The following is a 12,294-nucleotide window of genomic DNA, read 5'->3' on the forward strand; positions in this document are numbered from 1 at the left end:
ATATCCCTCCGCCTTATAACATTTCATACAGCAGGGCAGCGTCGCCCTGCACCAGTTCCAGATGGGAGTGCAGCGTTTCAAGTCCGCTTTGCACCGCCTCGGCGGGCAGATCCCAGTCTGGGGCAATTTCAGCGGCCAGCTTCGGGAGGTCCTGCTCCCGAAGGGCTGCCAGCGCATTAGACGCCAGCTCTCCCTCCAGCAAAGCGCAGTCCAGGGTGTCCTCCGTCTGGGGAGCAGGAAAACGGACATCCAGATCCAGCTCGCTCTCACACCAGTCCCAGATGGCCATATAGACCGCGCCGGAGCAGTCGCCGTTGGACAGTTCCTGCCGCCGGCCGTCTTTGAGAAGATAAAAGGATGCGATCTGTGACATAGAGATTCCTCTTTTCTATTTCACCCCACATTAGGTGGAACACTGTTTTTTACATTATCTTTTTGTAAGTGTTGAATTAAAGCAATACTTCCTGCGGGCATAATCTCCTTCAATTCTTCCACTGTAAAATCTTTCATAAATCTGATATCACTTCTCTTTTTTGTCCCTGGAGTAAGGAATGCATCAACATAATCTTCCCTACAAAATCCGTCCCATGGCAAAAAACCAAACCACGCATTTAGCAAATGGTCGAAGTCCGTTGATTTGTTTTTATATAAACCAAGCGTTGGGGATATATCACTTTTATAGTTTGGAACATTTGTGTATGAAATAGTTTTATTCCCTATAAGATGTAATCCATATCCTCTTTGCGGGTGTCTATTCAGTGTTGTAATGATGATTGGCTTTGTTAAATCCAAGCTGTCAAGATTCTCCACCAATTCTTCCTCACTTGAAAACAGCACATCAAAGAATGCCATTGTATATTGTTTGTATTTTTGCCCTTCCAACTCAAAACGGCAGCAAAGTTGACCGATTGTCCATGCTGTTTCTTCCAATTGAATACTTAAGATTGCGCCTTCAGTGAGAGCTTTTGACAAGATAAATCCCTCCTTAATCCTCCATCAGCCCTTCTACCTGCATCCGGATCACATAGAAGGCCCGCACCCAGTCCAGCTCCTGCTCCATGGATTTCTCCAAAGCCAGCAGGCGGCGCTTTCCCAGCCTTCGATCCAGGAGAGCAAAGATGCGGACAAGAGGATTCTCGCTGACAAGGCTTTTCTCGATGCTCTGGTTGTCAAAGATACCAAACGCCTCATAGAACACCTTTTGGTCAAAGGTGCCCTGCTCCAGCGCAAAGGCATGAGCCTGGTCGATGGCCTCTTTTGCGGAGTCGCAATCTTTCAGCGTTGTGGACCTCAAATGATGAAATTTCGTCCACACATTCTCAAAATAGGTGTAGTAGTTGCTCCGGAGCACTTCCACGCCGTCCATGCGAATGGCTGCCCGGCCCTCATGGTCAGCACTCTTGCTGTAACTGGTGGCAAAATATTGGATATGGCCCCGGAGCGCCGGGCACAGGTAGTCATTCTCCAGCTTGTTCCAGATTCCGCTCCAAGTTGGCATAGCGACCGCCTCCTTTCTGCGGTTGTTGGTATCTTTGACTTTGGCAAAGCATTTTCCAAGCAAAACGGAATTCGCTACTTAATAAATTTGATTGCCAATTTATATACTTGATTAGTTTCTTTGCTATCCAATTTCCAACTGTTCAGTTCAGTTTCAATCAACTCTGGTAATTTTTTGCTGATATCTCTTAGAGCATTGCCGACGGACTTCCTGACATATTCGCTGGAGTCCTCTTTCAAACCAGATAACCGTTTAATCGCTTCCATAGGGTTCTCTTTGAAATATGGTCTGCTCGTCCAAATCCGCAGACCTTCTGTAACAGCCCTCCGGGTATTAGGATTGCTGCTTTTCATCCATTCATCAATCGTTGGAAGAGCATTTTGATATCCTTTTCGCTTACAGAACTCATCAAACGACTTTGCTAATATCTCCTGAACTCTCCAGTCATCGTCTTTCGAAACCTCATCTCTCATGAATACTAAAATGTCATCATCTTCTGATAAGTAGCCCAAAAGAAATACGCCATACATTCTTACCTGATATACTTCAGATTTGTACGCCAAAAGCGCCAACTCTTTGATGTATTCACGATCATGAGCCTTATAATCATCCAAAGCTCTTTTTTCTTCAACCTTAAAGCCATTTTCTATCAAGGAAAAGTCGTGCTCTAAGCTCTCAATGTATTCTCTCAAGTAAACTCACCGTCTTTTAAAGTCAGTTTTTTGGTCAACATTATACCGCATTTATATGCTGCGCCCGCCAGTCCCGATAGCGTTTTTCATGGGCAATGTTTTCAGTGCTCATTGAGATACCTCGCCAATTTCTTCTCCAGCAGTTCTGTCATATCATTACAGAGCCGCTTTACCTTGTCCTGCTCATGGGCGTAGTACCAGATGGTGTCTTCTCCGGGGCGGAGCAGGAGCTGGTCGCCATCCGCTTCTTTCCAGAACTCACCCAGCACACAATATTGCTCTCCATGGATGGTCAGATCAAACATCCCGGAAATGGTAAGGATCACGCCTGTGGATACATTGATGCCTGCGGTCAGCAGGAAAAACTCCCGCACCTGGGACGGGAGCGTGAAGTCCAGCACGCTTTCTTGATTCCCAATCTGCTCCTCCGTGGCGGCAGGCTTGATCTCATCAGAGGTGTCCAGCACCTTTGCCAGCGCCTTGGAGAACTTGGGGTATCGGCCAAACAGCTCCGGGTGGCTGGCCTTGAATTCCTTTTGCTTTTCCCGCTGCACTCGCTCCTGCTCCTTGCAGAAAGCGTCCAGTTCGGCCAGATACCGCTCCTGGTAGAGATTGCTGGCTTCAAATGCTAAGCCGCTCTTTTCCAGAATGGCGATGGCTCCCTTTTGGCTGCCAAACACCGGGACCCACTGAAAACCGTGTCGGCAGGGCTTCAGTTTCAGAAATTCACCCCGACTCAGCAGGGCTTCCAACTCCGTCTCATGTTCGTCCCACCAGTTCTGCCAGGTTTCAGGTGTTTCCCGTCCCTCAGCCAAGTCCAGGAGTTTTTCTGTCAATGATTCTTTGTTCATGGGTGTCCACGCTCTTTCTCCGCCATCACTTCCACATTACTCGGTAGCACAAAGCTCATTCATTTTTGGAATCAGTATTTTATCCATCCATTGACAAACAACCTCAAAGGCATTGTAAATCTTTTCTTCATTTCCTATATCAAGATATATTTCATTGTCTCTTAAACTGTAAAACAGCGGTTGTGTGTTGATGTCTGGTTTGGCATAACCATAAGGGTCGTATGGACTGGTGTTGATTATATAGCAAACCTCTATGCTTATGCTATCCTTTGTGTTCCCGCCGAATGAGGAAAACGCAATCATATAGGTGAAATTTTTACTGTGCATCGTAAGTGTTTTGTCGGATTTTTTATACTTGAATCCTAAATGCCCGTACTTTCCTTGCAACTTGGTTCCAAGCATTTGCATTGCTTCGCTAAAGTTCATTGTGCCCCCTCCATTTTCTCATCGTAAAAATAAATATAGTTCATTTCTCCGTTTCAGAGGGCGCAGGAATAGATGCTCATGGCCCCGTAATCGGTGTGCAGGACAAGTCCGCTCTTGGTAAAGGCAAAATTCACCTGCCGCACCACAAAGGGGTCGTCAATGGTGGCCAGCAGCTGGCCGCTTCCGGTATCCCACAGCTCTATGGGGGAGCTGCCACGATCCTGCTGAACGGCCATCAGGCTGCCCCTTGTCCTCACCGTACAGGTATCCGAAAAACTCAGCCCCTGCCGGACAGAAAACGGGAACGGATTGGCCATCTCCTCTCCGGTCTGGGTCAGATAGAACCTGCCGCCCACTGAGAAGCACTGGTCATCCGGAGAGAAGAAGGGATGCCAGCCCTCATTGGGAATCACCACTTTTTGGGCGGACTTCAGATCGACCAGCACATACTCACCCTCGGTGACGCGGTAGGCCGCTTTGCTCTGCCGGGGAGACAGCATTCCGAAGCAGTAATAGGCAAAATTCGGGTCTTTTGACTTCTTGCATTTTACCGCTTCCCGCCATACCGCTGTGTTGCTGCCAAAGTCAAAGACGACGATCTCCTCGCCTGTGTACCACAGGGCCAGGTTGCCGCTGGCATCCAGCATGGTCTTCATGCTGTTTTTCTTGTTGGCAAAGGGCGTGATTTCATGGGTGCGGAGTGAGAACTGCTGGAGAAGATAGCTGTTATTCAGAAGAAGGGTGTCATTGGGGCAGAGGACCTGCTCATAGGTCATTCTCTTTGCACCCAGGGAAACTGTTTCGAGGATCTCCCCGCTGCCATCGAAGTGATAGAGGGTTTCGTCCTCAAAATCTCCGGCCACCCTCGTCAGGAAGAAGTCGTCCCGTGTGAGGGCGGCAGCCAGGGGCATAAAGCCGTTGCTGTCCTTTCCAACAAATCGGTGGCACCGCGCCTGCCCAACAGCGGCATCCGGATTCTGATAGACAAATCCCTTCCGCATCTGGCCCATCATGGCGCCGGCCGCCTTGCTCTTGACCTGGAAGGCGGAGTCGCAAAGGATCTCCTTGACCTTCCCGCCATTCAAACAGGTTCGGATGGTATGTCCGTCAATTTCAATCCGCCACTGCTTATTTGTGGCGGGGTTGAGGAAGGTTTTTTCAATCATGGTTTTGGCCGTTCCTCCTTTCGGATCAGGATGCTTTTTCCCTCGGAGTTGATGCTATACAGGTCATCCAGATGGATGTGGAATCCATCCCCGCGAAGAGTTTCTGCCATACCCAAAGCGGCTTTCGCCAATAGAAGCAGCCCCGCCCGGTTTCCCGTTAGCTCCAATTCATTTCCATCAGCATGAGTGGTAAAGGAGAGGTGGGCTTCCGGTTCCATTGGAAGGATGGGCAGTTGTTCATCATTCAGTTGAATGGTCAGTGTTTTGGGTTTCATCGCTTGTATCCCACCTTTTGAAAACTCCTCAATCAAAATCCATCCAGACCAGGTGTTTTCCGCAGTGGAGGCACTGGAACAGATAGCATTGCAGATGCCCGCCATTGACGGATTCCTGAATCATTTCCCTCTGCTCATCGTCCCACATGGGATCGTCCAGCACATCCTCCAGCACACCCAGCGCCCGCAGTTCTCTGGCACCCACATGGCCCAGATAGGCACAGTAGTCGCCGCAGTGGGCGCGCCAGTATTCCTGCTGCCAACCGGAGTAGCCGGGAGTTCGGTGGATGAGCTCGTCCAACTGGGCCGGGTCCTCCACGCCATCGTCTACGGAGCAATCGTCCTGGAAGCTGCCGTCATATTTCCGGGCCGCCTCGCCGCTGGAGATACACTCCGGGCACAGATACTCAATATCCTCCACAGCGTAAAAGGGGCCTGTATAGAAAATATGGGTCGTCTTGCCGCAGCAGTCGCAGGCAACGCCATCCGCGGACTCCTCAAAAGCGCCGGTTTCCAGCGGATTGGGGTGATACCGGAAGGTGGGCAGGCCCAGCTGAGCCTGCCGCTCCTTCTCTTTCTGCTTTTCCTCCGGCGTTTTGGGCTTGGGGAGAGCATAATGATTGCCCCAGTTTTCCGCATATTCCTTCAGCGTGCCCAGCCGCTTGAGTGTCTTTTTATCGGAACGATTTCCAATTTGGCAGAGCAGTTCGTAGGCATCCTTCTTGAAGTCCAGCAGATCATACACATCCACCAGCACCTCCTTGGCCTGTTTGTCTTCCGACTGCTCCAGTTTCTCCTTGAAGGTATAGAGAGCGCGGACACTGTCCGGATTTCCTTTTGTCTCCCGAAACTGCTTTTGGAGTTCAATATATTGCTTCAGGTATTCGTTCATGGTCAAAATCTCCCATCAATCCCACCAGAGATACCAGACAGTGGACTGCCGCAGCACATCCGCCAGAGCGCCCACAGTGGCGTCCTCCGGCCCCTGGTCGATCACATCCGGGCAGAAGCCATACAGTTCCACCGCTGCATCCATGGCCTTCTCCTTGTGGACAGGGGCCGGGAGCAGGAACTCCAGCTCATCGTGGCTCATGGCGGCAGGCACCGCGCCGTGCTGCTCGAACCAGTATTTGGCCGCTGCCATCAGCTCCGGCGTATCGGGGCAGTCGTTCCAGTTTCCGAAGGGCAGGTAGGCAAAGATCTCCCAGGGGTTCTTGACCGGAATTTTCGCCAGAATGAGAGGGTGGGTCATATCGGTGTCGGAATCCCAGTAGCAGGAGATACGGTTATTCTCATAGCCGCCTTCCATCTCGCCCAGGATTTCCTCATCCCAGTCCATATCGTCATCCTCGGCTTCTTCCTTGCGCTGGCCGGTCAGCTCCCCCAGGACGGTCTTTCCGTCTTTGACGGGGGCAGAGAGCATCTTCTTCCGGTACTCCGTTACAGTTTTGAGGTCAAATTCGTAAATGTCTGCATCATTCTTTGGGTCGGCGTTCATCACCAGACACTCAAGCAGCGTTTCGTCATCCGCCTTGATGAGTACCGGCACAAAGCCTTCTTTGACACTTTCCCGTTTGGCATAGCTGTATGCCGACATGATGGGATCATCGTCCTTCATGGAGGGGAAATAGGTGCATTCACAGTCCAGATACTCCATCAACGCCTCAGCCAGTTCAGAGGGCTCCAGCGTGTCCTCGTCGAAGTCCTGTCCCTGCCAGTTGGTGAAGCGTTCCTCGATCACCTTTGCCATGGCCTGGTAGTAGTCCTCGTCAAAGGGGATGAACAGGTAGGCTTCATCTTGGAACTCATTGGAGTGATACCGCTCCGGGCCGAAGAAGCGGAGGGCGTTGTCATCAACATCGGCAGGATAGTAGGGGCTGTCGCCCTCTCCATAGTAATAGCCTGCAAAAGCACGGCCTTGCTGATTGAATAGCACAGAGAACAAGCAGCCGTCCAACTCATTCTGGATGAATGCCCGCAGGTCCACACTGGCAGGGTCGGCTTTGACCTGTTTGACCACTTCGCCGTATTCTTTCAGAAATTCCTCGCCCATCAAATCATGCTCCATGCACCAACGCAAGTAGATGGCCATATGGTTGTAGGCATTGATGGGGTCAATGGGCAGACCCTTCTCCTCAATGCTCTCGATATGATAGGAGGCATCGTCCATCTCACCGTCAAAATCATCATTGGAAAGGGTGCCACGAGTGATGGCATCCTGACGGTCAGGCTCCACCACAAAGCTGATGCCGTTCATTTTGTCCAGCAGGGCATCCGCGTCATGGGCCAGCTTATATTCCAATTCATCCCGGTAGAGAGGGATCACCTGATAGAAGTTGACCTCCTCGCCACTGGGCAGGATGCAGACCTCGCTGCCATCTTCGGTGTCCTGGGGACCGGTCAGAATGGCGGCGCACAGCTTTGTGCCTTTTGCGAAGTCCTCCTCATTGTCCATGGTATGGCCGAAGCCCAGCCAGGTATCGCTGGCAATGGGAAGGCGGGCCAGGGCTTTCAGCAGGCGAATGGGCCAGTACCATTGCTCATTCTTCAGGTCCTCACGCTTCAGTTTCCAGTTCCCCGGCAGCGCGATAGCAAGCTCCGCCCGCTCCAGCTTGTATTCGGCCAGTTCCTCCGGCACATTCATCCGGTGGGCACCCATGCCCATGGTTACCAGGGTGTAGTAGTCCCGATCCCCAGAGGGCGGCACCACGCAGATGTCCACATGGATGTCCGGGGAAGACAGCTCGTGGAACACATTCTCAAACTTGCCGAAATACTGCCGGATGTGCCCCTCGACGGCCTCCATCTCCTCCTCGGTGTAGACCTCGGGAACACCGTTTTCTTCATCCTCGGGCACTTCACCGTCCGGGTCATCGTCATCATCGTCAGGGTCATTGTCCGATGACGCCCAGGAGATTTTCAGAGTCATCTGCTCCTCCGGCAGTCCGACGCCAGGGCTGCGGGTGATGGTGTGCTTATCATCTGCATCAAAACCGATGGTCTCCCCATCGTGCAGTTCCACATCATTCTCCAGCACATAGGACACAAGGCTGGCCAAAAAGTCCCGCAGATCGCTCGGCTTGGCATCGGTACCCAGTACCTCCATCTCGTCTTTGCCAAACACATCCAGACCGTAGGTGTAGCCGTTCATGCCATTCTCATCCCGCCAGAGGCCGAACCAGATCCAGTTGAAGATGGGCAGCTCGTCCTCCTGCATCATGTCGGCAAAGCCCTCATAGAACCGGGGCTCAAACACCACGCCGCTGGTGTAGATGCCGGTGGCATATTCCTGGCGACAGCAGGCGGCAACCACCTTGGTGAACAGCTTGCCCTTTTCCAGCAAATTCTCCTCTTTACCCAGCACTGCTACCATCAGGTGGGCACGGTGCTTTTTGGCTACCTTGACCGCATCCTCCCACATATAGTTGTTTTCCGCGTTGCCCTCGGCCTCGCCGCCGGGGATAGGGTATTCAGCCAGACTGACGGCGGCCAGCATATCGCCCACCTCAAACACCAGGGCGTCATCGGCCTTCTCCTCGCTGGCGTCGTATTCATCCACGGGGATGTCCCACTTTTCCTGCATGTCCCGGATGAACTGCTCCTTGTCCCATTTTCCCTTGGACAGCAGTACAAAGCCGGTGAAGACGCCTGTGTAGTCACTCTCATCCTCGGCTTCTGCCTCGACTCGCTTTGCGATCTCCTTCTGGCATTCCTGAATCACCGCCGGGGCGTCCTCGTCCTCGGGGTCCAACTCCGCCCACCGCTGGGCGTAGAGGATAGCCTTTTCCTCCTGGCCATGGAGATACTGATATCCATAGGCCATCCGCATATTCCATTGGGCCTTATCCTGTCCTTCTTCCCGGACAGACTCCAGCACCTCGATGGCTCGGCGCAGGGCCTTATCTCCCTTATAATTAGGGGGGGACCTCCGTGTGGTCGCCCAGAATAGCGTAGTTCTCCAGCGCCCGTGCCATGGCATAGGCAATGCGGTAATTTCGCCAATCCTCCGGAATGGCGTTCAGTGCCTGGATACAGCGGGTGTACTCGTCCTCGTCATTCCACTGCTCCAGCTGCTGGAAAAATGCTTCTTCGTTCTGCGGGGTGTAGGGGATATAGTCCATACCCGTCAGCGTCTCGTCCAGCTCGGGGACCTGATCCTCATCGTCCGGCTCCTCCTCGGGCGGCGTTTTCAGATTCACAGTGCCCGCCTCCCGGCGGAAGGTGTGGAAGCTGGCCCAGGGGATGTCGCTGTCCTCAAAGAATTTCTTGGCCATCTGTAGCGCCGTCTGGATGTCCCAGGCGATGAAATCCACATAGCCGCAGAAAAGGCCGGTGGCTCCGCCGGTGAGGGTGAGCACCTCCGGGCCGTCCCCGGCGGCGAGGGCCTCCTCCAGCCGGTCCCGGAAATCGAAGATCTTCTCGCTCCCTTCCTCCTCCCGCAGGGTGTCCAGAGGATAGCAGAGGAAGCCCGCCACCGCGCCGTCGGCATGGAGAGCATCCATAAAATCGTTGTCCCCGTTCAGATAGCCATTGATGAGCGGCACACAGCAGGTGGAGCCGGCCATTACATCCAGCCGCCAGTCAGCATCCGGGTCCTTGTTGGGTTCCATTTCGTAGCCAAGGTAGCTGTTCAGATAGGCTTCCGGGTCGGTGGTAAGGTTCGCTCCCTTTTCCTTCAGCTTGTCAGGCAGCTGGGACAGGGGGAAGGACGGCTCCGCCTTGGGCTCCTCCAGCACATCGAAATCGTCAATGTACCACATGTGGGAGATCTCGCCCAGCACCTGGTCGGTGAGGGTGGTGAGCATCCACCAGACTCGGCCTTCCTCCTTCTGGAGCATGGGCAGCAGCTTTTCGCAGTAGGCGGAGATGGCGAAACTGTTTTCACCCTGCTCCTCCAGCCAGATCTGAACATCATCCCCAGAGATGTCCCATCCATCCTCGGTACGCAGGCCGATGTTCTTGGAGGGCTGACGGCCCACCAGGATGTTCCAGTGCTCCAGCACCTCCTTGGGGGCATGCTTCTGGAAGTAGACCAGCTCGAATAGTTTGACCCTGTCTCCCTGCGGGGTTAGGATCAACTCATGCTTTTCGCCATTGAATCCCATCTCGAAGAAAATCTCATCAAAGACCAGGTTCAGGGTTTCCTGCATTTGGGCCACGAGTTCTGCACCGCGGGTGTGATCCTTGTCCTCATCCATCATCTGGCGCAATTCTGCTTCCATCTCGGCAAAGGTCTCCCACCAGTTCTCTGTCCGCTCCCGGAAGCACGCCGAGAATTGGGGCAAAGTAATGCGTCTCTCGCAGTCATCAATGAGTTCTTGGGTGTCCTCGTCACCAGGAAGTTTCTCCAGTGCCTTGCGGAAATAGGGCAGCGCCCGGCCCTCCTGGTCCAGAAAGTAATAGGAATATCCCATACGGAAGTTCCAAAAGTAGTCTTCTGCAAAGTAGTCTGCATGGGGTTTCAGCAAGGAAAGAGCTTTCTGATACAGTTCCCGATCCTCTGGAGTAGCTAAGTTGTTATAGGCGCGGGCCAGTTCGCTGTCCATCTCAGGAGTGCGCTCCCCGGCAGAGATTGCCTCCAGTGCGTCAACGATTTTCTGGTGTTTGTCCTCCTCATGCCACTTCTGGCACTGCTTCAAAATATCCATATCCGGGTCCTCCTCGTCCTCATCTGGTTTCCAGTCTTTGATCTGCTGAAACACGCCGTTCTCATCCCGCTCAAAGGCGCAGGGGGTGGGGGTGTTCAGCAGAGGGATGATGTCGGGATCGTCGTTGCAGATTGTGTTCAGCTTGTAAATCCCGGCATTGTTGGGATCGTCCATGTACTCCTCACTCTCATCACTGGCGGTGAAGCGCCAGCCGCTGTCCCAGTCGCCGTCCGGCTTCTCCCGGTAACAGTAGCCAACCTTGTAGCCCTCCACCGTGATACGGTTGGTGGCAATGCAGCCATCGGCACCCTTCCAGTCAGAGAGTAGAGGTTTCACATCCTCCGCTTTCACATGGTAGTCCCGGTTGCGGCCAGCAGCCTCGTACAGCTCTTTCCGCAGCGCCTCCACATCCCGAGCCATCTCCTGGATCTCCTCGTTGTCCATCATCTCGCTGAGGTCATATTCCAGTGGGTTCTGGGCAAAATCCGCCAGGGCCTTGTTCATGGTGTCATGCTCATCTGGCGTGGCGGTGATGCGGATACGGCGGGAAGGGGTGTTGTACTCGTCCAGATCCTGAAGGTTTACACTGCCGCTGACGCTGCACTCCAGCAGAATGGCGGCCAGGTCGGTGACCACATCAATGGCGAAGTGGAAGTCCATCTCCACGCCATCGGAGTGTGTAAACTCCAGATACTCCACGGTCTGGCGGAAGTCCCAGTTCTGCTTGTCCAGCCCGATCTTGGCGAAAATCTCGCTGAGGGGGATTTCCTCTTTCTTCTGGTCCTCTAAAAAGGCCACAAGGTTCAGGCTGTCGTCCGAGCCTCCGATAAAGTTGCCCCAGTATTTTTTGATATACATGACCATCCTCCTCACTTGCGCGTCAAAGTTCCGTTATCAATAAGGGCAGCCTCCCGGATGCGCCGGAGGGATTCCGGCTCCATCAAAAACTCCCGCAGGTTCGGGTCCTCAAAGAAGGACATGGGACGCACCTGCGTCGGCCCGGCAACCGCCCACAGCCGCGATGTTGCCAACCGCTCCGCTGTCTGGAGCGCCTTCTCCCGTTCGCCTAAATAGAGATAGCGGGCGATTGCGTCCCGATAGGAGGAGTCAGCCATGGGCACGCCTTGAATCTCCTCAAAGAGATCTACGGCATCCCTGGCGGTTCCGAACATACAGCAGTGGTTATAGAGTTTCCGCTTGGCATCGGGATCGTCCGGCGAGAGTTTCTTATTCTGTTCCACCAGCTTTGCCCAGAGCTGCTCCTTTGTCTGCGGTTCCTCCGGTTCATGGTAGGGGTAGTTCTTGTCGTTGTCCGCAAAGGGCATAACGCCCCGCTTGAGGTAGTCCATCAGAATGTCACAGAACCGATCCCGCTGGGGGAGGCCGTTCTCAGCACGGATGCGCGCCTGTTCCTTTGTCAGCGCCTCAATCATCTCCTGCTCGCGGTGGAGCTGGATGGCGGCCACCGTCATGGCAATCATGTGTTCATCGCTCACATTGCTGTAATACCACTCCTCCAGCCAGGGAAGGATGGTCAGATCCAAAGCCAGAGCCTTTTCATAGTCCAGGTTGAAATATGCGACCTCGGCCTTGACCGCTGCTACCTGATGGGGGTATTTATCAGCAAAGGATTCCAGGGTGTCCAAGGCTTCTTCTTTGCCATCCATGATCTCATAGCAGACCATGCGGACTTTCTTGGGAAGTTTCACGACATCCATGTTGACGCCTCCTTCAGTCT

General features: G+C 53.4%; 10 protein-coding genes and 1 pseudogene. All 11 read right to left on the reverse strand.

The features are described from left to right. Positions 1-13: 13 nt before the first annotated feature. The gene (locus tag NE609_RS03785) at positions 14-373 is read right to left on the reverse strand and encodes a hypothetical protein (protein WP_071432722.1); all 360 of its coding nucleotides are present in this window, start codon (positions 371-373) and stop codon (positions 14-16) included. Positions 374-393: 20 nt separating this feature from the next. Beyond that, positions 394-972: a hypothetical protein gene (locus tag NE609_RS03790; protein WP_256151783.1), complete on the reverse strand. Its 579-nt coding sequence runs from the start codon at positions 970-972 to the stop codon at positions 394-396. A gap of 13 nt (positions 973-985) precedes the next feature. Continuing rightward, entirely contained in the window at positions 986-1,498 is a 513-nt protein-coding gene (locus NE609_RS03795) for a hypothetical protein (RefSeq protein WP_256151784.1), read from the reverse strand. Between the two features lie 74 nt (positions 1,499-1,572). Then, a complete protein-coding gene (locus NE609_RS03800) occupies positions 1,573-2,190 on the reverse strand; it encodes a DNA alkylation repair protein (protein ID WP_256151785.1) in 618 nt (205 codons plus the stop codon). A gap of 101 nt (positions 2,191-2,291) precedes the next feature. Then, positions 2,292-3,041 (reverse strand): SMI1/KNR4 family protein, encoded by a 750-nt coding sequence (locus NE609_RS03805; RefSeq protein ID WP_256151786.1) that lies wholly within the window; start codon positions 3,039-3,041, stop codon positions 2,292-2,294. Between the two features lie 36 nt (positions 3,042-3,077). Next, positions 3,078-3,467, reverse strand: a complete 390-nt coding sequence (locus NE609_RS03810) for a hypothetical protein (protein WP_256151787.1) — start codon at positions 3,465-3,467, stop codon at positions 3,078-3,080. A 53-nt stretch (positions 3,468-3,520) separates the two neighbouring features. Beyond that, complete coding sequence (locus tag NE609_RS03815) at positions 3,521-4,633, reverse strand: hypothetical protein (RefSeq protein ID WP_256151788.1); 1,113 nt, start codon at positions 4,631-4,633, stop codon at positions 3,521-3,523. After that, positions 4,630-4,908 carry a hypothetical protein gene (locus tag NE609_RS03820; RefSeq protein ID WP_256151789.1) on the reverse strand — a complete coding sequence of 93 codons (279 nt, stop codon included), beginning with the start codon at positions 4,906-4,908 and terminating at the stop codon, positions 4,630-4,632. Before NE609_RS03820 ends, NE609_RS03815 begins: the two co-directional genes overlap by 4 nt. A 28-nt stretch (positions 4,909-4,936) precedes the next feature. Further along, entirely contained in the window at positions 4,937-5,800 is an 864-nt protein-coding gene (locus tag NE609_RS03825) for a CbrC family protein (RefSeq protein WP_256151790.1), read from the reverse strand. A 15-nt stretch (positions 5,801-5,815) separates the two neighbouring features. After that, a pseudogene (locus NE609_RS03830) lies at positions 5,816-11,414 on the reverse strand (DUF2185 domain-containing protein). A gap of 11 nt (positions 11,415-11,425) precedes the next feature. Next, the gene (locus NE609_RS03835; RefSeq protein ID WP_256151791.1) at positions 11,426-12,274 is read right to left on the reverse strand and encodes a hypothetical protein; all 849 of its coding nucleotides are present in this window, start codon (positions 12,272-12,274) and stop codon (positions 11,426-11,428) included. Between the last annotated feature and the right edge of the window lie 20 nt (positions 12,275-12,294).

Source organism: Anaerotruncus sp. DFI.9.16 (genome assembly GCF_024461615.1).
Lineage (GTDB): Bacteria > Bacillota > Clostridia > Oscillospirales > Ruminococcaceae > Anaerotruncus > Anaerotruncus massiliensis.